We start from the raw sequence: 26,754 nt of genomic DNA, 5'->3' as shown, positions 1-26,754 counted from the left end.
GGTCCGCCCGGTGAGCGAGGCCGGTCCCGGGCGCGCGCCGCCGGTGCGGGCGGCGGGGTCAGTCTCTCCGCGGACAGCAGCACATCGACATGGCCGGGCCCGCGGCGGCGCAGCAGCACCGACACATGGCGGGGGTCCCGGTCGCGATCACCCGACGAGGCTGTCAGACGAACGGGTGACACGGGAGAAGGCTTCCGCATGGTGAGACGAGCGCACCGGCATGTGGGACGGGCGTCCAGTCCGGGTGTAGGAGCCCCGCGGCCACGCGCGGCGTCGTGCCCGGGCGTGACGCCGCTCACCCCGGGACGTGCGTCCCGGATGCCGGACGTAGGCTTGTCCGTCGTGACAGCCGTCGACCCCGCCGCCCGCACCGGCGGCGCGCGCCCGGGACCGGCCTCGCTCACCGGGCGGACCCCCGACGTCCCGCCCGAGCGCCTGCTCGCCGAGCTCGTCCCGCCGCGCCACTTCGCCGGCGAGTCGTTCGACACCTACGTCCCCGACGCGGCGCACCCGTCGCAGCGCGAGGCCGTCGACCGCCTGCGGACCGTCGCCCGCACGATCACCGACGGCTCCGGGCGCGGGGGCGGTCTGTTCCGCCGTGCGTCCCGACGCACCCCGCCGGCCGTCTACCTCGACGGCGGCTTCGGTGTTGGCAAGACCCACCTGCTCGCGTCCCTCGCGCGCGCGGTCGGCACCCAGGACGCCGCGTTCGGCACGTTCGTCGAGTACACCAACCTCGTCGGCGCCCTCGGCTTCCTCCCGACGGTCGACGCGCTCGCGGCCAAGAAGCTGGTCTGCATCGACGAGTTCGAGCTCGACGACCCCGGCGACACCGTCCTCATGTCGCGCCTCCTGCGCGAGCTCGCCGACCGCGGCGTCGCGCTCGCGGCCACGTCGAACACGCTGCCCGAGTCGCTCGGTGAGGGCCGGTTCGCGGCCGACGACTTCCTGCGCGAGATCCAGGCGCTCGCCGAGCGGTTCGAGGTGCTGCGCGTCGACGGCCCCGACTACCGGCACCGGTCCGTCGTGACCGACGCCGACGGCCTCGACGACGCCGCCGTGCGGCGTGCCGTCGCGGACGTGCCCGGCGCGACGCTCGACGCGTTCCCCGCGCTGCTCGACCACCTCGCACGCGTCCACCCCAGCCGGTACGGCGCGCTGCTCGACGGCGTCGAGCTCGTCGGCCTCACGGGCGTCGCGCCCGTGCCCACGCAGGACGTCGCGCTGCGGCTCGTCGTGCTCGTCGACCGGCTCTACGACCGCGACGTGCCGGTCCTGCTCGGCGGCGGGGGCGAGCGCGACCTGTTCCCGGCCGAGATGCTCCGGGGCGGCTACCGCAAGAAGTACTACCGCGCCCTGTCCCGCCTCGGCGCGCTCGCCGCCGACGGCGCGGCTCGCGTCACCGCCTGACGCGGACGCGCGGTCACGACCGCGCGGGACCGCACCGGACGTCGGCGGTCAGTCCGCCAGGGTGGGCACGAGCACGGCGACCGAGCGGCCGGGGACCACGACGTGCGGTGGGGCGCCCGGCTCGAGCGTGACGGGCTCCCAGGCCGCGGCGACGTCCAGCGGCGCGTCCGACGGGAGCGCGACGCGGGTGTCGGCGTCCGTGAGGTTGACGACGACGCGCGCCGCGCCGCGCTGCAGGACGAGGACGCCCTGCCACGGGCCGTCGGTGGCGTCCGGTCCGTCCCACGTGAGGTCGGTCGCGGCCAGGTCGCCCGACGCGAGGTCGGGCACGGAGCGGCGCAGGGCGACGAGCTCGCGGTACCAGTCGAGGAGCCGCGCGTGCGACGGCTCGTCGCGCTCGGCACGGTCGAGCACCGACCGACGGAAGGTCTCCTCGTCCTGCGGGTCCGGCACCTCGACGGGCCCGCCGTACAGGTCCGCCCACCCGTGCCCGCCGAACTCCGACCGGCGTCCCTCGCTCACGAGCCGGCCGAGCTCGGGGTCCGGGAACGACGTGAAGAACTGGAACGGCGTACGGGTGCCCCACTCCTCGCCCTGGAACAGCATGGGCGTGAACGGGGACAGCAGGAGCAGCGCGGCGGACCCGGCGAGCGTGCCGGGGTCGAGGCGCTCGGCGGGGCGGTCGCCGATCGCACGGTTGCCGACCTGGTCGTGGGTCTGCGTGCTGACGACGAACCGGTGCCCGTCGGTCCCGCTCGGCACGGGCCTGCCCCACTCGCGGTCGCGGAAGGTCGAGAAGCTGCCGTCGTGCACGAACACGCGCGTCATCGCGTGCCGGAGCGTCGCGGGCGTGCCGAAGTCGACGTAGTAGCCGTGCCGCTCGCCCGTGAGGAGCGCGTGCAGCGCGTGGTGGACGTCGTCCGCCCACTGCGCGGTCATGCCCCAGCCGCCCGCCGCGGTCGGGGCGACGCTGACGACGTCGTTGAGGTCCGTCTCCGCGATGAGCGACAGGGGGCGTCCGACCCGCTCCGACAGCGCGGCGACCTCGTCGGAGAGCTGCGCGAGCAGGTGCTGCTCGGAGTCGTCGCGCAGCTCGTGCACGGCGTCGAGGCGCAGCGCGTCGACGTGGAAGTCCCGCAGCCAGCGCAGCGCGCTGTCGACGATCCACCGGCGCACGACGTGCGAGCCGGGCTGGTCGAGGTTGATCGCGGAGCCCCACGGCGTGTGGTGCGCGTCCGTCGCGTACGGGCCGAACAGGCCGGTGTAGTTCCCGGACGGGCCGAGGTGGTTGTGCACGACGTCGAGGCAGACCGCGAGGCCGAGGCCGTGCGCGGCGTCGACGAACCGCTGCAGCGCCTCGGGACCGCCGTACGCGTCGTGCACGGCGTACAGCCCGACGCCGTCGTAGCCCCAGCCGCGCGGACCGTCGAACGGGGCGAGCGGCATGAGCTCGACGACGTCGACGCCGAGCGACACGAGCTCGGGCAGCGCCTCGGCGGCGCTGTCGAGCGTGCCGCCGGGCGTGAACGTGCCGACGTGCAGCTCGTAGATCACGCGGCCGCGGACGTCGAGCCCGCTCCACCCGTCGTCGGTCCACGTGAAGCGGCCCGCGTGGAAGACGCGACTCGGCCCGTGCACGCCCTCGGGCTGCCACGCGCTGCGCGGGTCGGGCAGCGGGTCGCCGCCGTCGAGCGCGTACGCGTAGTCGGTGCCGTGCGACAGGTCGCGCTTGACCGTCCACCAGCCGTCGCCGTCGGGCGTCATGCCGACCCGTTCGCGCGTCGCGGGCAGCACGAGGTCGACGCCGCGGGCGTCGGGGGCCCAGACGTGCGCGCGCACGGCGTCAGCCCTCCGTCCGGACGAGGAGCGCGACCGGCAGGCGGTCGAGCAGCGGGCCGACCGCGCACACGCCACCCGTCGCGGGCCGGTCCGTCAGCACGTCGAGCCACTCGCCCTCCGGCAGCGCGACGGTGTGCTCGCCCCAGCCGCCGAGGCGGTCGACCGACGCCTGCAGGCGCGTCGCGACGACGGCGACGCGCGGGTCGCCGTCCACCGTGCGGGCGTACGTGAGGCTGTTCCCCGACGAGTGCGCGAGCGGCACGTAGCCGGCGTCGGGGCCGACGAAGGCCTCGGGCACGTCCCGCCGCAGCCGCAGGGTGCGCGCGGTGACGAGCAGCTTCTCGTCGGCGAGGTCGCGCGGTCCGGCGCCGTCGTCGAGCCGGGCGAGCCGGGCGGCCAGCGCCTCGTGGTCGACCGGGCGGCGGTTGTCGGGGTCGACGAGCGTCGGCTCGGGGACCTCGGTGCCCTGGTAGACGTCGGGCACGCCGGGCAGCGTGAGCTGCACGAGCTTCGTGCCGAGCGTCGCCGCACGCACCGCCGGGCGCGTGCGGGCCTCCCACGCCGTCATCAGGTCACGGACCGTGGGGTCCTCGAGCGCGGCGCGCGCCGTGTCGAGGACTGCGCGCTCGTACGCCTCGTCGGGCGCGGTCCACGTCGTGCGGGTCTTGGCCTCGCGGATCGCCTTCGTCAGGTACTCCGTGAGCCGATCCGCCGCGATCGGGCCGTCCGGCGTCCACGTCCCCGCGAGCGTCTGCCACAGCAGGTTCTCGGTGCGCCCGTCGAGCAGCGAGCCGCGGAAGGGGGCGGACGCCGCGCGCAGCGCGTCGACGAGTGCCGACCACTCGAGGGGCAGCTCCGACAGCACGCCCAGGCGGGCACGTGTGTCCTCGCCGCGCTTGGTGTCGTGCGTCGAGAGCGTCGTCATGCCCAGCGGCGAGGAGACCTGCAGGTCCGCCGCCCACGCCGCGAGGTCCGTCGGCGTGAGCGCGAACCGCTCGGGCTCGCCGCCGACCTCGCACAGCCCGACGAGGTGCGTCCAGCGGTAGAACGCGGTGTCCTCGACGCCCTTCGCCGTGACGGCGCCGCACGTCTGCTGGAACCGCACGATCAGCTCGTCGCGCCGCCGCCCGCGGGTCCGACCCGCGCTGCCGACCTCGCGGCCCAGCAGCAGGTCGACGAGCACGTCCATCGTCTCGCCGCGCTCGGGCGACAGGCGTGCACGGGCCTCGGCCGCGGCCGCCTCGAGGACCTCGACCGACTCGGGCGGCACGGGGCTGCCCGGCACGACGTACGCGCGGTAGCGGTCGAACGCGACGAGCAGCTCGACGAGGCACTCCTCGAGCGCGCGCCACGTGTGGTCCCGCAGTCGCAGGTCCTCCGTGCAGATGTCCGCGGCGAGGGACGTGAGGCGGTGCACCTCGGCGTACAGCGGGCCGTCGACGATCTCGCGCTTGGCCTGCGCGGCGATCTCGGGGAACGCGTCCGACGTGTCGCCCGTCAGCCGGTGCATCGTGCCGCCGAGGATCGCCGCTCCGCCCGGGTCGACGAACGTCTGCTGGATCCGCCACAGCGCGTCGTAGCCGGTCGTGCCCGCGGTGTCCCAGTCGCCGGGGAGCCGCTCGTCGCCCTGCAGGATCTTCTCGACGACGACCCACGCCTCACCGCTCGCCTCGCGCAGCCGCGCCAGGTACCCGGCCGGGTCGGCCAGGCCGTCGGGGTGGTCGATGCGCAGCCCGTCGAGCGTCCCGTCCGCGATCAGGTCGAGGACCAGGCGGTGCGTCGCGTCGAACACCTCGGGGTCCTCGACGCGGATCGCGACGAGCGTGCCGACGTCGAAGAACCGCCGGTAGTTGAGCTCCTCGTCGGCGACGCGCCAGTAGGCGAGGCGGTAGTGCTGACGCTCGAGCAGCTCGGCGAGCGGCAGCGCCTCGGTGCCCGCGCGGACGGGGAACACGTGGTCGTAGTACCGCAGCACGGGCCGCACGCCCTCGCCCGGGATGTCGGCCTCGTCGAGCTGCAGCTCGCCGCGCGCCAGCACGGCGCCGATCCGGTCGCCGAGCACGGGCATGAGCACGTCCCCGCCGCCCGCCGACCAGTCGACGTCGAACCACGACGCGAACGGCGACTCCGCGCCCTTGTCGAGCACGGACCACAGCGGGCGGTTGTGCCACACGGGCGTGGGCACGGCCATGTGGTTGGGCACGATGTCGAGCACGAGGCCGAGCCCCGCCTCGTGCGCGACCGCGGACAGCCGGCGCAGGGCCGCGAGCCCGCCGAGCACCGGCGAGACCTCGTCGTGCGCGACCACGTCGTAGCCGTGCGTCGAGCCCGGCGCGGCCGTGAGGATCGGCGACAGGTAGACGTGCGTCACGCCGAGCGACGCCAGGTACGGGACGCGGGCCGCGACGTCGTCGAGCGTGAGGTCGGCGCCGAGCTGGACGCGGTACGTCGAGGTGGGCACGGGACGGCCCGGCCCGACGAGCCGGCGTGCGGGCGTCGCCCGCGCGGTCGCGGTGCGGGGCTCGGTCATGCGCTCGGCGTCTTCCGGGTGCGTCGTCGGGGCTCGTCGCGGTCCGCGGTGCGGCCGCTGTCGCCCTGCCGGCGCACGCGCGCGGCCTCGTGCGACGCGTCCGCGACGGCGCCGATGCCCGACGGCGACGGCTTGGTCTGCAGCGGCGGGCGCGTGAGGACCACGACGGAGTGGTGCGCGAGCGCCACGTCCTCGCCCGCCTCGAGCGTCGCGCCGGGCGCGACCTGCGAGTCGGTGTCGAACACGACCGTCCACGAGTCGCCGTAGCGGTGCGACGGCACGACGAACGTCTCCGCCTCCGGCTCGCCGTTGAAGAGCACGAGGAACGAGTCGTCGACGATCTCCTCGCCGCGCATGTCCGGCTCGGCGATCGCGTCGCCGTTGAGGAACACCATGACGGCGCGCGCGAGGTCGCTGTTCCACTGCTCCGGGCTCATGTGCTCGCCGGTCGGCGCGAGCCACTCGATGTCCTTGAGGTCCGACGGGTCCGCCTCGTCGGGCTTGCCCGCGAAGAACCGGCGGCGACGGAACACCGGGTGGTCCTGCCGCAGGCGCACGACGCGTCGCGTGAACTCGAGCAGGTTGGTCTGCCGCTCGTCGAGGTCCCAGTCGACCCACGACAGCTCGTTGTCCTGGCAGTACACGTTGTTGTTGCCCTGCTGCGTCCGGCCGAGCTCGTCGCCGTGCAGGATCATCGGGATGCCCTGCGACAGCAGGAGCGTCGCGAGGAAGTTGCGCCGCTGGCGGTCGCGCAGGTTGAGCACGTGCTCGTCGTCCGTCGGACCCTCGACGCCGCAGTTCCACGAGCGGTTGTGGCTCTCGCCGTCGGCGTTGCCCTCGCCGTTCGCCTCGTTGTGCTTCTCGTTGTACGACGTGAGGTCCGCGAGCGTGAAGCCGTCGTGCGCCGTCACGAAGTTGACCGACGCGATCGGGCGGCGGCCCGTGTGCTCGTACAGGTCCGACGAGCCCGAGATGCGGCTCGCGAACTCGCCGAGCGTCGACGGCTCGGAGCGCCAGAAATCGCGGACCGTGTCGCGGTACTTGCCGTTCCACTCCGACCACAGCGGGGGGAACCCGCCGACCTGGTAGCCGCCCTCGCCGACGTCCCACGGCTCGGCGATGAGCTTGACCTGCGAGATCACCGGGTCCTGGTGGACCAGGTCGAAGAACGCCGACAGGCGGTCGACCTCGTGGAACTGCCGGGCGAGCGTCGCCGCGAGGTCGAAGCGGAAGCCGTCGACGTGCATCTCGGTCACCCAGTACCGCAGCGAGTCCATGATCAGCTGCAGCACGTTGGGCGAGCGCATGAGCAGCGAGTTGCCCGTGCCCGTGGTGTCGAAGTAGTGCGCCGGGTCGTCGTCGACGAGCCGGTAGTAGTTCGCGTTGTCGATGCCGCGGAAGCTCAGCGTCGGGCCCAGGTGGTTGCCCTCGGCCGTGTGGTTGTAGACGACGTCGAGGATCACCTCGATGTCCGCCTCGTGCAGGGCCTTGACCATGGCCTTGAACTCCTGCACCTGCTGGCCGGTCTCGCCGTACGCCGAGTACGCGTTGTGCGGGGCGAAGAACCCGATCGTGTTGTAGCCCCAGTAGTTGGACAGGCCCTTGTCCTGCAGGACCGGGTCGTTGACGAACTGGTGCACGGGCATGAGCTCGACCGCCGTCACGCCGAGCGACGACAGGTGCTCGATCACGGCCGGGTGCGCGAGGCCCGAGTACGTGCCGCGCAGCTCCTCCGGCACCGCGGGGTGCTGCTGCGTGAGGCCGCGCACGTGCGCCTCGTAGATCACGGACTCGTGGTACTGGTGCTGCGGCGGGCGGTCGTGGCCCCAGTCGAAGTACGGGTTCACGACGACCGACTTCATCGTGTGCGCCGCGGAGTCGTCGTCGTTCGTCGCGGTCGGGTCGTCGAACCGGTACGTGTACAGCGACGGGTCGTTGTCGACCTGGCCGTCGATCGCCTTCGCGTACGGGTCGAGGAGCAGCTTCGACGGGTGGCAGCGCAGGCCGCGCGCCGGGTCGTACGGACCGTGCACGCGGTAGCCGTACCGCTGCCCGGGGCCGACGGCGGGCAGGTACCCGTGCCAGACGAAGGCGTCCACCTCGGTGAGCTCGACGCGCGTCTCGGTCCCGTCGGCGTCGAAGAGGCACAGCTCGACACGTTCGGCGACCTCGGAGAACAGCGCGAAGTTGGTCCCGGTCCCGTCGTAGGTGGCGCCCAGGGGATAGGGGCGTCCCGGCCAGATCAGCATCCGCCCAATCTGCCAGCCGCCGGCCGATCCGGCGCGGGGGAGAGGCGTGGACTACGGCACACGCCCAGCCGTTGCGGGATCCGGCCTGACCTGCTGCGCTGGGCACGGTGCCCGCGCGCCGACGGGCCACGCTGGTCCTCACCTGGGAGGTCGTCGTGTCCGGTCGGGTCGTCGTCGTGGGAGCCGGCCTCGCCGGCGCCAAGACCGTCGAGGCGCTGCGCGAGGGCGGGTACGACGGCCGCGTCACGCTGCTCGGCGCCGAGCCGGACCGCCCTTACGAGCGGCCGCCGCTGTCCAAGGGCTACCTGACCGGCAGCGACGAGCGTGACTCCGCCTTCGTCCACGAGGTCGGCTGGTACGCCGCGCACGACGTCGACCTGCGCACCGGGACGACGATCGCCACGCTCGACCTCGCGACGCAGGACGTGCTCGACGGCACGGGCGCCCGGACCGGCTTCGACCACCTGGTCCTGGCGACGGGCTCGGAGCCGCGCCGCCTCGACGTGCCCGGTGCCGACCTGGACGGCGTGGTGTACCTGCGCACGCTCCCGGACAGCGACCGCCTGCGCGCCGCCCTCACGGCCGACCGGCGCGTCGTGGTCGTCGGCGGCGGCTGGATCGGCCTCGAGGTCGCGGCCGCGGCACGCGGCGCGGGCGCGCACGTCACCGTGCTCGTCCGCGACGCCCTGCCGCTCGTCGGCGTCCTCGGTCCCGAGCTCGCGGAGCTGTTCGCCGACCTGCACCGCGAGCACGGCGTGGACCTGCGCACGCGCACGGACGTCGCCGAGGTCGTCGCCGCCGGCGACGGCACGTCGGTGGGCGGCGTCGCGCTCGCCGACGGCACGGTCGTGCCCGCGGACCTCGTGGTGGTCGGCATCGGCGCGGTCCCGCGGACCGGGCTCGCCGAGGCCGGGGGCCTGCGCGTCCAGGACGGGGTGGTCGTCGACCGGCACCTGCGCTCGTCGCACCCGCAGGTCCTCGCGGTCGGCGACATCGCCCGCGCCGAGCACCCGCTGCTCGGGACGCACGTGCGCGTCGAGCACTGGGCCAACGCCCTGCACCAGCCGACCACGGCCGCCGCGACGATCCTCGGCCGCGACGCGCCGTACGACCGGCTCCCGTACTTCTTCACCGACCAGTACGACCTCGGCATGGAGTACGTCGGTCACACCGGGAACGGCGGGTACGACGAGGTCGTCGTCCGCGGCGACCTGGCGGCGCGCGAGCTCGTCGCGTTCTGGCGACGCGCCGGACGCGTCGTCGCCGGGATGAACGTCAACGTGTGGGACGTCGTCGACGACGTGCAGGCGCTCATCCGGTCCGGCGTGGTCGTGGACCGGGACCGCCTCGCCGACCCCGACGTGCCGCTCGGGTCGCTCACGGGCGCGTGACCGCGGACGTCGGAGGCGGCGGCTAGCCTGACCCCTGCCCGACGCCTCCCACCGAAGGAGAACGACCGTGGTGCTCATCGGCGCCCACGTCCGCGACGCCGACCCGGTGGCCGCCGCCGGCGAGGTCGACGCCCAGGCCGTCCAGATCTTCCTGGCCGACCCGCAGGGCTGGAAGAAGCCCGTGCCCCGCGACGACGCCGACGCGCTCGTCGCGAGCGGGCTCGGCATCTACGCGCACGCGCCCTACCTGGTCAACGTCGCGTCGACGAACAACCGCATCCGCATCCCGAGCCGCAACATGATCGCGCAGCACGCCGCCGCGGCCGCGGGGCTCGGAGCCCGCGGGCTGATCGTGCACGGTGGGCACGTGGGTGACGGGGACGACGTCGCGGTCGGCATCGACAACTGGCGCAAGACGTTCGAGCGCGCGACCTACCCCGTGCGCGTGCTCGTCGAGAACACCGCGGGCGGCGAGAACGCGTGCGCGCGCACGCTCGACCGGTGGGCCATGCTGTGGGACAAGATCGGCGGCTACGACGTCGGCGTGTGCCTCGACACCTGCCACGCGTGGGCGGCGGGCGAGGACCTCGAGACGATCGTCGACCGGCTCCGTGCGATCACCGGGCGCATCGACCTCGTGCACGCCAACAGCTCGCGCGACGAGGCCGGGTCGAGCCGCGACCGGCACGCGAACTTCGCGACCGGCACGATCCCGCCCGAGCTCATCGCGCACGTCGTGCGCGAGGCCGGGTGCGACGCGGTCGTCGAGACCCCCGCCGAGCGCCAGGCCGAGGACATCGCGTTCCTCCGGGCGGCGCTCGCCGGCTGACCGGCCCGTACGCGACCCGGCCCGACGTCAGATCGGGGACGCGTCCGCGGTGATGTCGGGCACGGCGGCCTCGGTCGCGAACGCGACCGTCCGGACCCGCTCGGCGAGCTCGTCGACCGCGCGCACCTGGTCGTCCGCCTGGGCGCGCAGCCCGGCGAGCCGGGCGCGGTCGAGCCGCAGCGCCGCGGACCACACCTCGAGCGTCGCCCACAGGGACCGCTTGCCGGAGATGCCCGAGCGCAGCGCCTCGAGCTCGAGCTGCAGCGACAGCGGCGACTTCGACGTGAGCCGGCCGTTCGGCTTGAGCCGCCCGGCGCGCTCGGCCGCGACCGCGGCCACGGGCTTCCACGGCGACAGGCGCACACCGAGGTGCTCGGCGAGCCCCCGCACGACGCGCCGCTCCTGGCGCAGCTCCTCGAGGAGCCGCAGCAGGACCGGCTCGGCCGACGTGCCCGCGTACCGCTCGACCATCCACCCGACGCGTGAGATCACGCCCGACGCCCCCGTGAGGTGGTCGCTCAGGTAGATCTGCACCAGGCGGAGGTCGACCGGCGGTGTCGTCCGCTGCCCCACGTCAGCGCAGCCGCGACGCGAGGAGCTGCTTGCCCTGCTCGGCGCCCTTGCGGCTCTCGCCCTGGGCACGGCGGAAGAACTCGGCGAGCTCGGTGTCGCCGTCACGCTCGGCGTCCTGGGCGTAGGTCTCCAGACGCAGCACGTTGTCGAGGCACGTCTGCGTGAACCAGAGGATGTTGTAGTCCTTGTCCTTGGTCCCGGTCAGCTGGCCGGACTCCTGCTCAAAGCTCATCGTCAGCACCTCCGCGTCCCCGGAGCACCGAGGCGTCGGTCGGGTGGGCGGCGCGACCGCCCGCGGGGCTCGTTCTCCACCCGCTCTCCATCGTCGGCCCGGCCGCGGTGAGGCGCGACCCGGACGTGCGGTCAGGACGCGGGCGGGGGAAGGGGGTTCGCGGCGAGAGCGCGTGCGACCGCGACGAGGTTGCCCGCCATGGCGCGGCCGGTCGAGGCGGACCAGTCGTGGCCGTGGTCGGTGTCCCGGTAGTCCGGTCCGGGGCCCGGACCCTGGTTCCAGTACGTCCAGGCCTGGGGCGGGATCGTGAAGCCGATGTCACCGAGGCCGCCGACGATCTCGGAGATGACGTGGTGCGCACCGTCCTCGTTCCCGGTGACGACGACGCCCGCGACCCGGTCGTACGCGACGGGCCGGTCCTGGTCGTCGGTCTCCGAGATCATCGCGTCCATGCGCTCGAGCGCGCGCTGCGCCCAGGACGACGGGTGACCGACCCAGGTGGGCGTGGCGACGACGAGGATCTGCGCGTCGAGGATCTTCGCGCGGATCGCGGGCCAGTCATCGCCGGGCCCCATGTCGGACTCGACGCCGGGCGGGATGTCGTGGTCCGCGAGCCGGATCACCTCCGACTCGACGCCGTGCGTGCGCAGCGCGTCGGTCACGACGCTCGCGAGCGCCTCGGTGTTGCTCGGGGCGGGGGACGGCTTCAGCGTGCAGCTCAGGACGACGGCTCTCATCGCCCCACCGTGACCCCGCACCGGCGCGCCCGCATCCGGGCGTCGGCGTCCGCGTGCGCGGCGGCAGGTGCGGTGCGACGGTGAGCCGATGAGCGAGAACCTTCCCGACAGCTTCGACCCGCAGCAGCCCGACCTTCCCTCGTTGGGCGTCGACCCGGACCCGCTGCCGCCGGGCCACGAGAGCCAGGCACCGACGACCGAACCGCTGAAGGACGACGCGAGCGAGGCGGCCGAGTCCGGCGACGAGGAGCGCGGCACCCCCGGCTGACGGACGCGGCCGGCACGTGGCGCGCGTGCCGGCCGTGATCCGTGCGCGGGTCAGCCGAGCGTGACCTCCGCCGCCCGGCGCACGACCGCGTCGTCGTCGGCGCCCTCCGCGCGCCACGTGAGCTGCTGCACGGCACCGTTCCCGCGGCGCAGGACGTCGGCGATCCGCGCCTGCACCCAGTCCAGCTCGCCCGACTCGACGAGCGCGTCGTGCACGTGGTCGACGAGCTCGGCGACGACGTCCGCGGCCGGCCGCGGCTCGCCGGTGGTCGGGCTCACGAGCTCGCCGGTCGTCCCCGAGCGTGCGGCGCGCCACGTCCAGGACCGCAGGATCTCCGCGCGCACGGGTGCCGGGTCGGGGTCGGTCCGGACGGCGGTCTCCGCGAGCGCACGGACCAGCACGGCCTGCAGCACGGCGTCCTGCGCGTCGAGGCACACGTCGGCGACGCGGACCTCGACCGTCGGGTAGCGCGCCGACAGCCGGGCGTCGAAGTAGATCATCCCGTCGTCGAGCGCGGTCCCGGAGCGCAGCAGCGCGGCGATGACCGCGCGGTAGGTCGCGGCGTCGCCGAACGGCGCGGTCGCCCCGGCCGTGGGCCAGCGTCCCCACACCTGCGAGCGGTAGCTCGCGTAGCCCGTGGCGGAGCCGAGCCAGGACGGGCTGTTGGCGCTGAGCGCGAGGAGCACGGCGTTCCACGCGCGGAGGTGGTCGATGACGTGCACGCCCTCGTCGTCGTCCGCCACGGCGACGTGGACGTGGCACCCGCACGTGAGCTGCTCGCGGGCCGTCTGCCCGAACCGCGCCCGGATCTCGTTCGCGCGCCGGTCGGGGATGACGGTCGACTCGACGACGTGCGGTGCGGTGGCCATCGCCGCGATCCGCGCGCCCGCGCGGCGGGCGAGCGCGTCGGTCCGGGCGCGGCCGTCGCGCACCTGCGCGAGCAGGTCGTCGAGGTCCGTGCACGGGTGCGTCGACACCTCGACCTGCTCCTGCTTGAACTCCTTCTCCAGGTCGCCGCCCGGTCGTGGGTCCGACGGCTCGTCGGCCGCGAGCCGCAGCACCGTCGGCGCGACCGCGTACGGCACGCCCTCGGGCGTGACCAGCAGGAACTCCTCCTCGACACCCATGGTTCGCACGCGGCAAGTGTGGGGGAGCGGCCCGTCCTGCGCGCGTCGAGCGCCCCTCAGGCCCGCTCGTCGTCGGCGTCCTCGGAGGCGGCGGACTGGCGGCGGTAGGAGGCGACGAGCCGGGCCACCAGGGTCGCGAGGAACACCTGCGCGAGGAGCGCCTCGAACGTCGCGACGCCGCGCCCGGCGAAGCTGGCCGCCGTGTAGTCGCCGTACCCGACGGTGGTGAGCGTCGTGAAGGAGAAGTACTGGAGCGACTGCTGGTCCGCGGGCTGCCCGCCCGCGAAGAACGGCTCGGGCAGGAGCCACGCGAGGACGCCGAACACGTTGGCGAAGAAGAGGCCGAGGATCATGTAGGCGCTCAGCGCGCCGGCGATGGTGCTGAGCGTGACCTCGCGTCGTGTGAGGATCCGGCCGAGGATCGTCACGAGGGTCACGCCCAGCAGGACGCAGAAGACGCCGTTGACCACGCCCGTCGCGGTCTGCTCCGGCAGGAACGACAGCGCGGCGATCGTCGCGAGCGCCGAGACGACGAGCACCGCCCGGACCGCGACGCGCAGCCGGGGGCCGGGTCGGGAGGTGCGGACCGCGAAGAAGAGCGCCCCGAGGTAGCCGACGACGACGAGCCAGCTGGTCCACGGCTCGGCCGTGAGGACGAACACGAGGTAGACGACGCACAGCAGCCCCAGGACGACGCCGAAGTCGTCCGGGGGCGCGTGCGCGGGCCGCACCACGCGTCGGGTGCGGCCCGCGGACCCGCCCGGCGACGGGCCCCTCCCGTCCATCGCCGGGCGGGTCAGGCGAGCGCCTTGGCCTTCAGCTGCGCGAACTCCTCGGCGCTGATCACGCCCTGGTCGTGCAGCTTCTTGGCGTCGGCGATCGCGCTCGCCGGTGACGTCTGCGCGGTCTGCCGGATGTACTCGTCGGTCGCCGCCTGCGTCTCCCGCAGCTGCGCCATCTGCCGCTCGGCCATCCCGCGGCCGCGGGCGATGATGTAGATGAGCGCGGTGAGGAAGGGCAGGAAGATCAGCCCGATGACCCACAGCGCCTTGCCCCAGCCGCCCAGCGACCGGTCGCGGAACAGGTCACCGATGATCTGGAACAGCAGCACCAGGTACATGAAGAACACGAACCACCACACCAGCAGCCAGAACCAGTCCCAGAACGAATCCATCGCACGCCTCCTCGGTCCCCGCCGGCGGGCTCCCCGGCCAGGTCCACCATCCCGCGACCGGGCGTGCACTTTCCTCACCCGTCGAGGGTGATCGTCGCTGGTCAGAGCACACGCGGCGGGTGACCGGCTCGCCGTGCGGGGGTCGCCCGGGCGTGTGAGGCTGGACCTGCTCGACGGCTTCGGAGGTGTGGCCGTGCCCGGCCACCTCGGAGACCCGATGAAGTCGCCCCAGCCCCGCGGCCCGCTCGGCGCGGCCGTCATCGACGCCCTGACGGCGGCGGCCCCGCGCGCGGACGCCCCGGCGGACGACCGGCTCGTGCAGGCCGCCCGGCGCGCCGTCGAGCAGAGCACCGACCTCCTGACCGACGAGGACGTCCAGCTGACGCTGTTCGTGCTCTACGAGCTGCACTACGCGGGTGTGGAGGGCGTCGACGACGCGTGGGAGTGGGCGCCCGACCTGCTGCGGGCGCGCGCGGTGCTGGAGGAGGCGTTCGAGCGTGAGCTCCGCGCCCGGGTCACCGTGCCGGACGGTGTGCCGGCCGACCGGAGAGCCGTCGCGGACACCCTCTTCGCGATGACCGCACCCTCGCCCGGACCGAGCCTCTCGCGGTACGTCGGGCGCCAGGCGACGGACGAGCAGCTGCACGAGCTGCTGGTGCACCGGTCCGTCTACCAGCTGAAGGAGGCCGACCCGCACACGTGGGCGGTCCCGCGGCTCGGCGGTGCCGCGAAGGCGGCGCTGGTCGAGATCCAGGCGGACGAGTACGGCGGGGGAGCGCCCGACCGGATGCACAGCGCGCTGTTCGCCCGCACGATGCAGGGCGCAGGGCTCGAGCCGACCTTCGGCCGGTACGTCGAGGACGTGCCCGCCGTCACGCTCGCCGCCGTCAACGCGATGTCGCTGCTCGGGCTGCACCGGAGGCTGCGCGGCGCGATCGCGGGGCACCTCGCGGCGTTCGAGATGACGTCGTCCCTGCCGAACCGGCTCTACGGCGACGGGTTCCGGCGGCACGGCTACGGCGAGGACGTCACCGAGTACTTCGACGAGCACGTCGAGGCCGACGCGGTGCACGAGCAGATCGCGGGCCGTGACCTGGCGGGCGGGCTCGCCGAGCAGGAGCCCGAGCTCGTCGGCGACATCCTGTTCGGGGCCGGCGCGTGCCTGTTCCTCGACGACCTCGTCGCGGACCACCTCGTCGGCGCGTGGGAGCGCGGCGAGTCGTCGCTGCGGGCCGCCGCGTGAGCGCCGCGGACGACCATCGCACGGCGCCCGTGCGCGGGTCGATCGTCGCGTGCCCCGACGGTCCGCTCCTCGTGCGCGGTGACGTGCCCGTCGTGGACGACCGCGGCGAGCCGGTCGCCAAGCACCGCGCGACCGTCGCGCTGTGCCGCTGCGGCGCGTCGGCCATCAAGCCGTGGTGCGACGGGAGCCACAAGGCGATCGGGTTCGAGGCGCCCTGAACCCGCGGTGCCCGGCGGCGCCCGCCCTGCGGAGGCGGCAGTCCGACGGGTGCGTCAGTCGCGCGGCACCTGCAGGACACGCGACTGGCCGGGCTCGTCGGGGTCGTCGACGATCGGCACGTCGTCCAGCCACGAGCTGATGACGTGCGCGAGCTCGCCCGGGTGGCTGAAGTTCATGGCGTGCGCCGCGCCGACGATCACGGCGAGCGTCACGTGCTCGGGCGCGAGCCGCGCGACCTCCAGGACGCGCCACGGCGGCGGCATCATCGGGTCGCGGCTACCGATCACCGCGAGCGCGGGCACGTCGAGCCGCAGGATCCGCTCCTGCGACGGGAACCGGACGAGCTCGTCGAACAGGCGCAGCGTGTTGACCGGCCCGAAGCGCAGGTAGTCCGGCACCGCGGTGCGGGCCATCGCCGGGCTCTCGCGGGTCGCGTCCTTGAGCAGCTGCCACAGCCCGCGGACGAACGGCTGGTTGTACATGCCGCCCGCGGGCGAGGCGAGCACCGCGCGGTGCACGCGCTCGGGCGCGACGTGCGCGACCTCCAGCACGACCGGGCAGCCCATCGAGTTGCCGACGAGGACGACCCGCTCGAGCTCGAGCGCGTCGAGCACCTCCAGGACGGCGTCGGCGAGCGCGGGGATGCCGAGCGTCGACGGCGGGCTCTCGCTGCGCCCGTAGCCCGGCAGGTCGGGCACGACGTTCCACGCCCGGTGCGCGAGCCGCTCCGCGGTCGGCAGCAGGGACAGGCCGGAGATCGCGAACCCGTGCACGTGCAGGATCGGCACCGCGCCCTCGACGTGCGGCCCGCACCGCACGAGGACGCGGCGCCCGTCCACGCGGACGGTGCGCTCCGTCCACCCCGCAGCCAGGTCGACCACGGCCCGATCCTGGCAGGTCGGCCGCGCGCCCGCCTGCCGTCGCGGCTGCCCGGCTCCAGGACCACCCGCGACGGGTGACGCCACCCGCGGTGCCGCGGCAGGACGCTGCGATCGTCCGGACGCGTCGACGACGGGATGGCGAACCATGAGCGCAGCACCCGGTCCCGCGTCGGCGCCGCTCGACCGTCGCCTCGCGGTCCTGCTCGCGATGGCGATGTTCGTGCTCGTCGTCGACACGTCGCTGATGAACGTGTCGATCTCCGCGGTCGTGCGCGACCTGGACACCACGGTGAGCGGCGTGCAGTCCGCCATCGCGCTCGAGGCGCTCGTGTCCGCCGCGTTCATCCTCATCGGCAGCAAGGTGGGCGACCTCGTCGGGCGCAAGCGGGCGTACGTGCTCGGCCTGCTCGGCTACGCGACGGGTGCCGTCGCGATGACGCTCGCGCAGGGGCTCACGGCGATCATCGTGTTCTGGGCGGTCGTCGGGGGGCTCGGCGCGTCGCTGCTGCTCCCGTCGATGCAGTCGCTCATCCACGGCAACTTCAGCGGCCCCGCGCAGAAGAAGGTGTACGCGCTCGTGGGCGCGTCGGCGTCGATCGCCGCGGCCGTGGGACCGCTGCTCGGCGGGTTCATCACCACGTACCTCTCGTGGCGCGTCGCGTTCGCGCTCGAGGCCGTCGTCATCGCGGTGGTGCTGTCCGGGATCCGGCTCGTCAGGGACGTCCCGTACACGGGGGACCGGTCGGTCGACGTCGTCGGCGCGGTCCTGTCGGCGCTCGCGATGGGCGGCATCGTGCTCGGCGTGCTCGTCTGGCAGGAGGGCGGCGAGGCCGTCGGCGCGCTCATCGGGACCGGCGCGGTCGCGCTCGTCGTGCTGGTCCGCTGGCTGCTGCGCCGCAAGCGCGCGGGCCGTCCGGTCCTGCTCGACCCGGACCTGTTCCGGTCGCCGCTGTTCCGGGTCGGCGTCTCGCAGCAGATGCTCCAGCAGATCGCGCTCGGCGGGCTCATGATCTCGCTGCCGATCTTCCTGCAGATGGTGCTCGAGTACGACGCGATGGCCGCCGGCCTGTCGCTCGCGCCGCTGTCGCTGAGCATGTTCGCGGTCGCGCTGCTCGCCGGGAGGCGCGCGGGCGGCCGGCGACCCGCGGACCTGGTGCTCGCGGGGTTCGCGCTGGCGGTCGTCGGCGTCGGTGCGCTGCTGCCCGTCGTGCCGCGCGCGTCGTCGGGCTGGTGGCTCGTCGTGCCGCTGGTCGTCGTCGGGTCGGGCCTCGGGCTGCTCGTGTCGCAGCTCAACAACTACACGCTGTCGCCGATCTCCGAGGAGCGCGTGAGCGAGGCAGCGGGCGTGAACTCCGCGGGAGGGTCGTTCGGGCTGTCGTTCGGCCTCGCGTTCGCGGGCGCCCTCATGCTCGGCGCGCTCGCGGTCGGTTTCACCGCGCAGTCGGACGCGAGCGCGGTGCTCGACCCCGCGCAGAAGCAGCAGGTGTCGCGCGCGCTCGACGAGGACGCCCAGCTCATGAGCACGACGCAGCTGACCGAGCTGCTCGCGGACGAGCCTCCGGCCGTGCAGGACGAGATCGTGCGCATCAACGACGAGGTGCGGCCGCGAGCGCTCCAGGTCGCGCTCCTGCTGCCGCTCGTGGCCGGCCTGCTCGGCCTGGTCAACGCCCTGCGCATGCGCCGGCTCCCGGACCCGGCGCCGAGCAGCGCGGTCGAGGGCGCCGCGTTCGGCTGACCGCCGCTCCCGGCCCGCACGACGGAGCCCCCGGCACCGTCGCCGGGGGCTCCGCCTGACCGTCAGGAGGCGAGGATCTGCGCCTTCTGCGCCTCGAACTCGTCCGGGGTCAGCACGCCCTGGTCGCGCAGCTCCGCGAGCTGCTTGAGGTGGGCGATCTTGGTGTCCATGTCCGGGCCCTCGGTCTCGGGCTCGGGAGCGGCGACGTACACGGGCTGCGCGTACGCCGGCTGGGCGTACGACGGCTGTGCGTACGCCTGCTGCTGGGTGTAGGCCTGGCTGTTCGCCTGGTCGGCCCAGCGCTGCTGCTGGCGGTGGTGCACGCGTCCGGACACGGCGCTCGCCGTGCCCGCGACGACGGCCGTGCGGGCCACCCCGCGGATCAGTCCTGGCATGGTCTCCTCCTCCGGGTCGTCCGTCCTGGGTCTGTCACGCGGCGTCGAGGTCGTCGAGCGCCGCGAGGATCGCCTGCACCGGGATGCGGCCGCTCGCGACGAGCTGGCCCCCGCCGCGCCGCAGCGCCGCCGCGAAGGGCGCCGCCCAGCGGTTCTCGAAGACGAGGATGCCCGCGGCCGAGCCGTTCTGGAGCGCCTGCGCAGCCTCGGCGACGTCGTCGTCCCCGATGAGGCCTGACGCGGCGCCCTCGAAGAACGACAGGTCGACCTCGCCGGACGCGGCCTCGTGCAGCTCGAGCGCGTGCACCTCGCCGTCCTCGTCCTTCTCCACGAAGACGAGGTCGAGCACGCGGATGATCCCGCGGTCGACCAGGTCCACCAGCAGCGGGAACGCGGTCCCGTCCAGCTTGTTCCTCGGGAACTCGACGACCAGGTAGTCGATGGGCCCGAGCTCCTCGGTCGTGTCCTCCACGTCGCTCACGTCGTCCTCCTCGTCCGATACCCGCTGCGCACGTGCCCCGCGGCACCCCGACGGGTCCACGGGTTCGTCACTCTCGTCGCGCGCCGGCGTGGACGCATCACCCGCCGCGGGTGGTAGCGCGGCGGGGTCCGGGTCTCAGTGGTGGAGCGTGAGCTTGAGCGCGACCATGGCGATCCCGAGCAGGGCCGTGAGGACGCTCGCGACGAACCGCCGCCACCCCGTGATCCCGCCGCCGCCGGCCATGTTCCAGCCGACGAACCCGAGCAGCGCGACGTTGATGACGAGCGCGACCTCCACGCCGCGCGACGTCTCCACGCCGATCGCGGCCTCCACGAGCAGCACCACGACCGGGACGAGGCACGCCGCGACGAGCGGCAGGCCGTCCTGGACGACCTCGGTGCGCTCGTGCCCGTGCAGCGGGCGGCCGAGCAGCGAGCGCAGCGCGATCCAGTGCGCGTACGTCTCCGCAGCCCAGTACACGAGCAGCGTGCCGACGAGCGCGAGCGCCAGGCGTGCGAGCCCGAACTTCTCGGGTGCGGCGGCCAGCACGGAGCCCGTGATCACGAGGCCGTACAGGTGCGACGCGCGTCGCCGGTGCTGCTGCGCGTGCGACAGCGCGCGGACGGCCTGCTCGGGTCGGGTGCTGTCGGTCGTCACAGGGGCAGTCTGCACCCGGCCGGCACACGCGTCCCGGGGTGCGCGGCTCACCTTCCGCGAGTGAGGCGGCCGGCACCGGGACCGTCCTAGCGTCGTGGGGCGAGACGAGCACCGCGGGCCGGGCCCGCACCGGCTCGACCCAGGGAGGGTGGACGTGACCCAGTCGACTCAGGCGCCGGCAACGCCCGGCACGTCCGGCAACGACACGCGCTGGTGGGCGCTCACCACGGAGGAGGTCGCGCGCGCGCTCGGCACCGACCCGCGCACCGGGCTCGCGGGCGGCGAGGTCGGGATGCGCCAGCGCCAGTACGGCCCGAACACGCTGACCGCGCAGGCGCCGCCGTCGGTGTGGTCCGTGCTGCTGGGACAGGTGCGCGACCCGATGAACCTCATGCTCGTGGCCGTCGCGGTCGTGAGCCTCGTCATCGGGCAGTTCTCGACCGCGGCCATCGTCGGGTTCCTCGTGCTGCTCAACGTCGTGATCGGGACGCGGCAGGAGATGCAGGCGCGCAAGAGCGTCGACGCGCTCGCGACGATGCAGGAGCCGATGTCGAAGGTGCGGCGCGACGGTGCGGTGTCGCTGGTCCCGGCGCACGAGCTGGTCCCGGGCGACGTCGTGGAGCTCGAGGCCGGTGACGTCGTGCCCGCCGACGGGCGGCTGGTCCGCACCGCGACGATGGAGACGCAGGAGGCGGCGCTCACGGGGGAGAGCGCCCCGATCGGCAAGGCGACCGACCCGCTCGCCGACGAGGACGTCCCGCTCGGCGACCGCGCCAACATGGCGTTCCAGAACACCGCGGTGACGCGCGGCACCGGCACGCTGCTCGTCACGGCGACCGGCATGACGACGCAGATCGGTCACATCGCGACGCTGCTGTCGTCGGTCGAGAAGACGAAGTCGCCGCTGCAGCGCGAGCTCGACGCGCTCACCAAGGTGCTCGGCGCGATCGCGTGGTCCGCGGTCGCGCTCATCGTCGTCATCGGCGTGCTGCGCGGCGACCCGCTCGGCGACCTGCTGTTCCTCGCGACCGCGGTCGCCATCTCCGCGATCCCGACCGGCCTGCCCACGTTCGTGCAGGCGATGCTCGCGTACGGCGCGAAGCAGCTCGCGGCCGCGAAGGCGATCGTCGCGAACCTCGCGGACGTCGAGACCCTCGGCGCGACGAGCGCGATCAACTCGGACAAGACCGGGACGCTCACGCTCAACGAGATGACGGTGACCGCGCTCTGGCTCGGCGGGCAGCACTACACCGTCGAAGGTGCCGGGTACGCGAAGACGGGCCGCATCCTGTCGCCCGCCGGTGCCGAGGTTCCCGACCTGACCCCGCTCGCGTACGGGCTGTGCCTCGCGAGCGACGCGCTCGTGTCCGACGACGGGGCGGTCGTCGGCGACCCGACCGAGGCTGCGCTCGTCGTGCTCGCCGCGAAGCTCGGGGTCGACGCCGAGGAGAGCCGTCGCACCTACCCGCGCGTCGCCGAGGTGCCGTTCGACTCCGCCTACAAGTTCATGGCGACCGCGCACTGGATGCCGTGGCGCGACCAGCCGCGCGTGCTCGTCGAGGTCGTGAAGGGCGGTCCCGACGTCGTGCTGCAGCGCTGCACGCACGCGCTCGCCGCACCCGGGCAGTTCGTCGACATCGACCAGCTGCGGCCCGCGATCGACGCCGAGCAGGACCGGCTCGCCCAGTCCGGCCTGCGGACCCTGGCGTTCGCCGTGCGCATCCTCACGCCCGCCGACGAGGCCGGTCTCGTCGCCGACCCGATGGCCTACGTGCAGCAGCTCGTGTTCGTCGGGATGGTCGGGATCATGGACCCGCTGCGGCCCTCGGCCAGGGTGTCCGTCGAGATCGCGCACCGCGCCGGCATCGACGTCCGCATGATCACCGGCGACCACGCCGTCACGGCGTCCGCGATCGGCACCGACCTCGGCCTGCCGCCCGGCGCGATCAGCGGCGCCGAGCTCGCGCGCATGACGGACGACGAGCTGCTCGCCCGGCTGCCCGACCTGCACGTGTTCGGCCGCGTCACGCCCGAGGACAAGCTGCGGCTCGTGCAGCTCATGCAGCGTCAGGGCCTCGTCGTCGCGATGACGGGGGACGCGGTCAACGACGCCGCCGCGATCAAGCAGGCCGACATCGGCGTCGCGATGGGCTCGGGCAGCGAGGTCACCAAGCAGGCCGCGCGCCTCGTCCTCACCGACGACAACTTCTCGACGCTCGTGCACGCGGTCGAGCTCGGCCGCAGCATCTACCAGAAGATCACCGCGTACATCCGGTTCCAGATGAGCCAGCTCATCGGCCTGGTCCTGCTGTTCCTGCTGGCGACGATCGCCGACCTCAACGGCGGCGTCGCGCTCACGCCGATGATGGTGCTGTTCCTCAACTTCTTCGTCTGCGTCGGACCCGTGATCGCGATCATGCTCGACCCCGTCGGACCGGAGATCATGAGCCGCCCGCCGCGCGACCCGAGGCTCGGGATCGGCAACCGGCGCGCGATCGGCCGGTGGGTCCTCTACGGCGTGGTCCTGTGCCTCGCGACCGCCGTGCCGCTCGTGGCCGGCCCCGACGAGCTGTCGAAGGACGACCCGAGCGCGTCGATGACGATGGCGTTCGTCGTCATGGGGCTCGGGTCGACCCTGTCCGGCCTGGTCCTGCGCCGCGAGCCCGAGTCCGGCCTGCTGCCGCCCGTGCTGTCGGCCGTCAAGGTCCTGACGGTTCCCGTGCTGCTCGTCGTCCTCGCGACCGAGCTCGACTTCCTGCAGGGCTGGCTGACCACGCAGTCGCTCACGGGCCCCCAGTGGTTCGCCGCGATCGGCCTCGCGCTCGTGCTGCCGCTCGTCGCCGAGATCGACAAGGCGCTCATGCGCCGGCGTCGCCCCGTGCCCGCACCGCTCACGCCGCAGGAGGCGGTCAGCCCTGTGCGGGCGCGCAGCGCCGGGACGGTCTGAGGGGCGGGCACGGCACGACCGGCGACGGTCCGCGGGCGGTGGGGAGCCGCGGTCCGTCGCCGGTCGGTCGGCACGCGGGCGGGCGGCGGGGCCGGGGGAAGCCCGCCGCCCGCGGCCGTCAGACCCCGGAACCCGAGGTCGGGCTGCCCTCCGCGTGCGCTCCACGGACCTCCTGCGTCGCGCCGCCCGCCTGCTGCTTCAGGTCGGACGCCGCGTCCTTGCCGTCCTGGCGCAGCGTCTCGCCGGCCTCGGTCGCACGGTCCTTGACCGCGGTCGCGGCCTCCTGCGCCGACTCCTTGAGGTTGCTAGCCGCGTCCTGCGCGACGCCCTTGGCGCCCTCGACGAGCGGGGCCGCCTGCTCCTTCGCGGTGCGGGCGAGGTCCTGCTCCTTGCGGCTCGCCGGCAGCAGGGACGACACCAGCCAGCCGATGCCGAACGCGACGACGCCGGCGGCGAGCGGGTTGCCCTGCGCCTTCTGCTTCGCCGCCTGCGGGAGGTGGCTCGCCGTGTCGCCGACGGACGACGCCACGCCGGACGCCTTGTCGCGCACGCCGTGCACGGCGTCGCTCGCCGAGCCCGCGACGCCGTGGACGGCGCTGCTCGCCGAGCCGGCGGCGTCGGAGGCGGAGCCCATGACGCGGTCCTTCACGCCGCCCACGGCGGAGCGCACCTTCTCGGTCTGCCGGTGGACGACCTGGCTCGGGCTCACCTTGTCGGTCAGCGCGTCGACGTCGGAGCTGAGCTCCGCACGCGTGCGCTCGATGTCCTCGCGGATCTGCTCAGGGTCGGTGCTCATGCGTTCTTCTCCTCCTGGCCTCGCAGGGCGTTCGGGATCTTGCTGACGGTGTCGGTCGTGCGGGGCAGGCCCTCGACGCGGCGCGACTCGGCGCGAGCGCGTGCGAACAGGACGGCGCCGACGATCGCCCAGATGACGGCGACGACGACCGCGGACAACCCGTGGCCGATCGCGTCGCCGAGCGCCCACCAGAGCGCGATCGACAGGAACAGCAGGACGAAGTACCCGGCGACGCCCGCGCCGGCGAACATCGACCCGCTCTTGGCGGCGTGCTGCACGGCCTGGCGGGCCTCGGCCTTCGCGAGCTCCACCTCCTGCCGCATCAGCGTCGACAGGTCGCGCGAGATCTCGCCGACGAGCTCGCCCACCGACGGCTGCGGGGGAGCCGAGCCGGTCTCGCTCATCGGAGCTCACCCGTCAGCGGGTCGGTCGTGGTCGTCGTGGAGGTCGTCGTCGCCGGGACGACCACCGCCGGCGCCTCGTAGGCGACGGTCGTGCGCTCGGGCAGCGCGCTCACGCGGGTCGGGTAGGTACCCGAGGAGGCGGCGCCCGACGTGCTGCCGGACGTGTCGTCCGACGACGCGTCCTTCAGGCCGCGCGTCAGGCGGCCGAGGACGATGCCCGCACCCGCGGCGACGAGCAGGAACGTGCCCGGCCGGCGGCGCGCGAAGCGGCGCACCTCGTCGAGCAGCTCGTCGGGACCGCGCCCCTCGAGCCACTGGCCGACGTCCCCGACGCGCTCGCCCACGGCGCGCACCAGGTCGGTCGCGAAGGACTGCTCCTGCGACGACGACGCCATCTGCGTGAGCTGCTGGCCGGTCGTCGAGAGACCACCGGCGAGGCGACGCTGCTGCGCGCCCGCCTGGTCGCTCACCTCGCCGCGGGCCTGGTGCCACAGGTCGCCGAGCTGGCGACGTGCCTCCTGCCCGACCGCGCGGGCCTCCTCCTTGGCCTCACCGAGCAGCTGGCCGCCCGCCTCCGTGGCGGACTCCTTCAGGTGCTGCGCCTGCTCGCGGGCGGCGTCGGTCGTGCTCGACCCGGAGCCGCCCGACGAGGAGGAGCCGCTGTAGCCGGTGCCGCCGGTGGAGCCCGACGTCGTCCCGGTCGTGCCGGACGTCGTGCCGCTCGGGTAGGCGGTGCCGCCGCCGGTCGGGGCGGTGCCGGACGTCGTGCTCCCGCCGGTGGGGACGGTGCTCCCGCCCGGGTTCGTGCTGGTGTACGGGTCAGCCATGATGCGCCTCGTCTCGAGATCGGTGGGTGCGACCTCGACGCGGGCGCTCGGCGCGCACCGGTGTCGAGGAGTCGACGGAGTGCGAACCTTCTTGCCGCAGACGACCGCCGGTGGGCACGGGATGCCGACGCTCGCGCGCCCGGCGGAGGGACTCGTGCCACGGCCCGGGTGCGTGTCCCGCACCGGGCGACGGTCTGCCGGACGGTGTGCTCCGTCCGACGCTTCGACGCTAGGCCAGCCGCGCAGGCCCCGCCATTCGTGCGCCGCGGCAGGCCTCCGACCTGGGCGGACGTCCTCGCGCGGCCGCCCTCACAGCGTGCAGCGCCGCCGCAGCGCCCGCGTGCTCGACGCCGCGCGCACGAGCCGGCGGCCCCGGTACGGCATGCCGCCTGTCACCCGCCGTGCGAGCGCGAGCCACGCGCACACGGCACGTTCGAGCAGCCAGACCGGCGCGAGGAGCGCGGACGTGGCGGGGAACACGGCCGCGCCCCCACCGCGCTCGCGGCCGCGCCACGCGACGAGCACCACGGCGACGCCGATCGCGACGGCGGGCGCCGCGCGGCGGCGCCGCAGGGACCACGCGAGCACCGGCAGGACCGACGCCTCCGCGACCAGGCGCGGCGGCTGCGCGAGGCTGTCGTACGCCTGGCGGACGCGTTGTGACCAGAAGTAGCGGGCCGACGGCGGTCGTCGCTCGACGTAGAGGTCGGGCGCGTCGCGCTCGACGCCGCCCGCGGCGCGGATCGTGCGGAGCAGCTCCAGGTTCTCGAAGAGCACGTCGCCCGCGTACCCGCCGGCCCGCAGCAGCGACGAGCGGCGCACGACGAGCGTGCCCGGGAAGTCCTCGCCCAGGCCGCGGTTGACCAGGCTGCGGGCGGTGTCCCAGCGCGCGTGCCACGGCAGCGGGCGGAACACGTTCTGCGCCCGCACGACGTCGGCGTCGGCGAGCAGCGCGACCGCGGTGCGCAGCTGGTCGGGCGTCCACCGGACGTCGTCGTCGGCGATCACGACGGCCTCGGCGCGCGCGGCGCGCACGCCCGTCATGACACCCCCGACCTTGCCGTTGGCGCCCGGCCACGGTGCGGGCCGCAGGTGGCGGACGGCTGTGCCCCACGCCGCGGCGTGCGCGGCGAACCGCGCCTGCGGCGACCCGTCGACGACCGTGACCGGCACGTGCGGCGCGAGGTCGAGCAGGTAGGCGGTGAGGTCGTCGAGGTCGTCGTCGTGCTCCCAGCGCAGGGGCAGCACGTACTCGGCGTCGAGGACGTCCAGGTCGTGCGGGTCAGGGGCCATCGGGCACCTGCCCGGGCGCGAACGCGGTCCGGTACGCCTCGACCGCTTCCTGCAGCGCGCGGTTGGAGACGACGGCGACCGGCACGACGTCCGTGAGCAGCGGCTCGCTGTCGGGGCCGCGCCCGACCTCGCGCCCGCGCAGCAGCCACGCGTACCGGTGGTCGTCGGCGGCCAGGTGCACGTACTGCGCGAGCTGGCGCGCGACCCACTCGCGCGGTGGTCGGTCCCACCACGGCTCGGGGCGCAGCGGGTTGACGCTGAGCCCTGGCAGGACGGCGCCGCTCTCACCGTCGCGGCTGCCCGAGTGCGCGTCGGCCTCGGGTCCTGCGCTGAAGCGCACGAAGACCGTGCCCAGCGCGTCGACGATCTCGACGACCTCGTCGAGCCGTGCCGCGACGGTCATCCCGTGCGTCGAGGTGTCGCCCCCGGCGGCCCCCAGGTCCATGGGCCTTGCTCCCGTCCCGCGGTGTGCGGCACCGGTGCTGGACCCGTCCTCAGGGTAGGAGGACGCGGCCGG

At 74.2% G+C, this 26,754-nt stretch carries 26 protein-coding genes; 8 read left to right on the top strand and 18 right to left on the bottom strand.

Going from position 1 to position 26,754, the window contains the following annotated elements:
* The first annotated feature begins 318 nt into the window (after nucleotides 1–318).
* Entirely contained in the window at nucleotides 319–1,410 is a 1,092-nt protein-coding gene (zapE, locus tag OMK64_RS05020; RefSeq protein WP_374694058.1) for a cell division protein ZapE, read from the top strand.
* Nucleotides 1,411–1,458: 48 nt separating this feature from the next.
* Here the strand turns inward: zapE and treZ are convergent, their stop codons facing one another.
* From treZ to glgX, 3 genes are read right to left on the bottom strand one after another with little or no spacing between them, the layout of a single operon-like run.
* A complete protein-coding gene (gene treZ, locus OMK64_RS05015; protein WP_272726983.1) occupies nucleotides 1,459–3,249 on the bottom strand; it encodes a malto-oligosyltrehalose trehalohydrolase in 1,791 nt (596 codons plus the stop codon).
* 4 nt (nucleotides 3,250–3,253) lie between these two features.
* Nucleotides 3,254–5,779 carry a malto-oligosyltrehalose synthase gene (gene treY / locus OMK64_RS05010; RefSeq protein WP_272726982.1) on the bottom strand — a complete coding sequence of 842 codons (2,526 nt, stop codon included), beginning with the start codon at nucleotides 5,777–5,779 and terminating at the stop codon, nucleotides 3,254–3,256.
* A complete protein-coding gene (gene glgX / locus OMK64_RS05005; RefSeq protein ID WP_272726981.1) occupies nucleotides 5,776–8,028 on the bottom strand; it encodes a glycogen debranching protein GlgX in 2,253 nt (750 codons plus the stop codon). Before glgX ends, treY begins: the two co-directional genes overlap by 4 nt.
* Nucleotides 8,029–8,135: 107 nt before the next feature.
* On the opposite strand from glgX, the gene OMK64_RS05000 reads away from it, so the two are divergent.
* Both OMK64_RS05000 and OMK64_RS04995 read left to right on the top strand, forming a co-directional pair.
* Entirely contained in the window at nucleotides 8,136–9,419 is a 1,284-nt protein-coding gene (locus OMK64_RS05000) for an NAD(P)/FAD-dependent oxidoreductase (RefSeq protein ID WP_272726980.1), read from the top strand.
* A 67-nt stretch (nucleotides 9,420–9,486) separates the two neighbouring features.
* Nucleotides 9,487–10,248: a deoxyribonuclease IV gene (locus OMK64_RS04995; protein WP_272726979.1), complete on the top strand. Its 762-nt coding sequence runs from the start codon at nucleotides 9,487–9,489 to the stop codon at nucleotides 10,246–10,248.
* A 27-nt stretch (nucleotides 10,249–10,275) separates the two neighbouring features.
* On the opposite strand, the gene OMK64_RS04990 is transcribed toward OMK64_RS04995, so the two are convergent.
* The 3 genes from OMK64_RS04990 to OMK64_RS04980 all read right to left on the bottom strand — a co-directional run bounded on the left by OMK64_RS04990 (nucleotide 10,276) and on the right by OMK64_RS04980 (nucleotide 11,790).
* Nucleotides 10,276–10,782 carry a hypothetical protein gene (locus OMK64_RS04990; RefSeq protein WP_272726978.1) on the bottom strand — a complete coding sequence of 169 codons (507 nt, stop codon included), beginning with the start codon at nucleotides 10,780–10,782 and terminating at the stop codon, nucleotides 10,276–10,278.
* Nucleotides 10,783–10,822: 40 nt separating this feature from the next.
* Nucleotides 10,823–11,053, bottom strand: coding sequence for a hypothetical protein (locus OMK64_RS04985; RefSeq protein ID WP_124343118.1), 231 nt, complete (start codon nucleotides 11,051–11,053; stop codon nucleotides 10,823–10,825).
* Between the two features lie 131 nt (nucleotides 11,054–11,184).
* Nucleotides 11,185–11,790 (bottom strand): flavodoxin family protein, encoded by a 606-nt coding sequence (locus OMK64_RS04980; protein ID WP_272726977.1) that lies wholly within the window; start codon nucleotides 11,788–11,790, stop codon nucleotides 11,185–11,187.
* Between the two features lie 88 nt (nucleotides 11,791–11,878).
* Between OMK64_RS04980 and OMK64_RS04975 the strand changes: the two genes are divergently transcribed.
* A complete protein-coding gene (locus tag OMK64_RS04975) occupies nucleotides 11,879–12,058 on the top strand; it encodes a chromosome partitioning protein (protein WP_272726976.1) in 180 nt (59 codons plus the stop codon).
* 50 nt (nucleotides 12,059–12,108) lie between these two features.
* Here the strand turns inward: OMK64_RS04975 and OMK64_RS04970 are convergent, their stop codons facing one another.
* Genes OMK64_RS04970 through OMK64_RS04960 form a run of 3 tightly spaced genes read right to left on the bottom strand, consistent with a single transcriptional unit; the run spans nucleotide 12,109 to nucleotide 14,359 of the window.
* Nucleotides 12,109–13,185, bottom strand: coding sequence for a carboxylate-amine ligase (locus OMK64_RS04970; protein ID WP_272726988.1), 1,077 nt, complete (start codon nucleotides 13,183–13,185; stop codon nucleotides 12,109–12,111).
* A gap of 56 nt (nucleotides 13,186–13,241) precedes the next feature.
* Nucleotides 13,242–13,970, bottom strand: coding sequence for a potassium channel family protein (locus tag OMK64_RS04965; protein ID WP_272726975.1), 729 nt, complete (start codon nucleotides 13,968–13,970; stop codon nucleotides 13,242–13,244).
* Nucleotides 13,971–13,981: 11 nt separating this feature from the next.
* Nucleotides 13,982–14,359 (bottom strand): SHOCT domain-containing protein, encoded by a 378-nt coding sequence (locus OMK64_RS04960; RefSeq protein WP_272726974.1) that lies wholly within the window; start codon nucleotides 14,357–14,359, stop codon nucleotides 13,982–13,984.
* A gap of 217 nt (nucleotides 14,360–14,576) precedes the next feature.
* Between OMK64_RS04960 and OMK64_RS04955 the strand changes: the two genes are divergently transcribed.
* Both OMK64_RS04955 and OMK64_RS04950 read left to right on the top strand, forming a co-directional pair.
* The gene (locus tag OMK64_RS04955; protein WP_272726973.1) at nucleotides 14,577–15,602 is read left to right on the top strand and encodes an iron-containing redox enzyme family protein; all 1,026 of its coding nucleotides are present in this window, start codon (nucleotides 14,577–14,579) and stop codon (nucleotides 15,600–15,602) included.
* A complete protein-coding gene (locus OMK64_RS04950; protein ID WP_272726972.1) occupies nucleotides 15,599–15,820 on the top strand; it encodes a CDGSH iron-sulfur domain-containing protein in 222 nt (73 codons plus the stop codon). The genes OMK64_RS04955 and OMK64_RS04950 overlap by 4 nt, the downstream gene beginning before the upstream one ends.
* Before the next feature lie 54 nt (nucleotides 15,821–15,874).
* Here OMK64_RS04950 and OMK64_RS04945 read toward each other — a convergent pair whose 3' ends face one another.
* Nucleotides 15,875–16,702, bottom strand: a complete 828-nt coding sequence (locus OMK64_RS04945; protein WP_272726971.1) for an alpha/beta fold hydrolase — start codon at nucleotides 16,700–16,702, stop codon at nucleotides 15,875–15,877.
* A 145-nt stretch (nucleotides 16,703–16,847) separates the two neighbouring features.
* Between OMK64_RS04945 and OMK64_RS04940 the strand changes: the two genes are divergently transcribed.
* Nucleotides 16,848–18,437, top strand: coding sequence for an MFS transporter (locus OMK64_RS04940; RefSeq protein WP_272726970.1), 1,590 nt, complete (start codon nucleotides 16,848–16,850; stop codon nucleotides 18,435–18,437).
* 62 nt (nucleotides 18,438–18,499) lie between these two features.
* Here the strand turns inward: OMK64_RS04940 and OMK64_RS04935 are convergent, their stop codons facing one another.
* The 3 genes from OMK64_RS04935 to OMK64_RS04925 all read right to left on the bottom strand — a co-directional run bounded on the left by OMK64_RS04935 (nucleotide 18,500) and on the right by OMK64_RS04925 (nucleotide 19,970).
* Nucleotides 18,500–18,832 carry an SHOCT domain-containing protein gene (locus OMK64_RS04935; RefSeq protein ID WP_272726969.1) on the bottom strand — a complete coding sequence of 111 codons (333 nt, stop codon included), beginning with the start codon at nucleotides 18,830–18,832 and terminating at the stop codon, nucleotides 18,500–18,502.
* A 34-nt stretch (nucleotides 18,833–18,866) separates the two neighbouring features.
* Nucleotides 18,867–19,313, bottom strand: coding sequence for a DUF6325 family protein (locus tag OMK64_RS04930; protein WP_272726968.1), 447 nt, complete (start codon nucleotides 19,311–19,313; stop codon nucleotides 18,867–18,869).
* A gap of 135 nt (nucleotides 19,314–19,448) precedes the next feature.
* The gene (locus OMK64_RS04925) at nucleotides 19,449–19,970 is read right to left on the bottom strand and encodes a hypothetical protein (protein WP_272726967.1); all 522 of its coding nucleotides are present in this window, start codon (nucleotides 19,968–19,970) and stop codon (nucleotides 19,449–19,451) included.
* Nucleotides 19,971–20,124: 154 nt separating this feature from the next.
* On the opposite strand from OMK64_RS04925, the gene OMK64_RS04920 reads away from it, so the two are divergent.
* Nucleotides 20,125–22,917: a cation-translocating P-type ATPase gene (locus OMK64_RS04920; RefSeq protein ID WP_272726966.1), complete on the top strand. Its 2,793-nt coding sequence runs from the start codon at nucleotides 20,125–20,127 to the stop codon at nucleotides 22,915–22,917.
* Nucleotides 22,918–23,035: 118 nt separating this feature from the next.
* On the opposite strand, the gene OMK64_RS04915 is transcribed toward OMK64_RS04920, so the two are convergent.
* The 5 genes from OMK64_RS04915 to OMK64_RS04895 form a co-directional block, all read right to left on the bottom strand.
* A complete protein-coding gene (locus OMK64_RS04915; RefSeq protein ID WP_272726965.1) occupies nucleotides 23,036–23,713 on the bottom strand; it encodes a DUF3618 domain-containing protein in 678 nt (225 codons plus the stop codon).
* Nucleotides 23,710–24,117, bottom strand: coding sequence for a phage holin family protein (locus OMK64_RS04910; protein WP_272726964.1), 408 nt, complete (start codon nucleotides 24,115–24,117; stop codon nucleotides 23,710–23,712). Before OMK64_RS04910 ends, OMK64_RS04915 begins: the two co-directional genes overlap by 4 nt.
* Complete coding sequence (locus tag OMK64_RS04905; RefSeq protein WP_272726963.1) at nucleotides 24,114–24,944, bottom strand: hypothetical protein; 831 nt, start codon at nucleotides 24,942–24,944, stop codon at nucleotides 24,114–24,116. Before OMK64_RS04905 ends, OMK64_RS04910 begins: the two co-directional genes overlap by 4 nt.
* 309 nt (nucleotides 24,945–25,253) lie before the next feature.
* Entirely contained in the window at nucleotides 25,254–26,237 is a 984-nt protein-coding gene (locus OMK64_RS04900; RefSeq protein ID WP_272726962.1) for a glycosyltransferase family 2 protein, read from the bottom strand.
* Nucleotides 26,227–26,682, bottom strand: a complete 456-nt coding sequence (locus tag OMK64_RS04895; RefSeq protein WP_272726961.1) for a DUF6098 family protein — start codon at nucleotides 26,680–26,682, stop codon at nucleotides 26,227–26,229. The genes OMK64_RS04900 and OMK64_RS04895 overlap by 11 nt, the downstream gene beginning before the upstream one ends.
* Between the last annotated feature and the right edge of the window lie 72 nt (nucleotides 26,683–26,754).

It is taken from the genome of Cellulomonas fimi (assembly GCF_028527925.1).
Taxonomy (GTDB): domain Bacteria; phylum Actinomycetota; class Actinomycetes; order Actinomycetales; family Cellulomonadaceae; genus Cellulomonas; species Cellulomonas fimi_C.
Note: the sequence above shows the minus strand (reverse complement) of the source record. Positions and strands in the feature narration are given on the sequence as shown.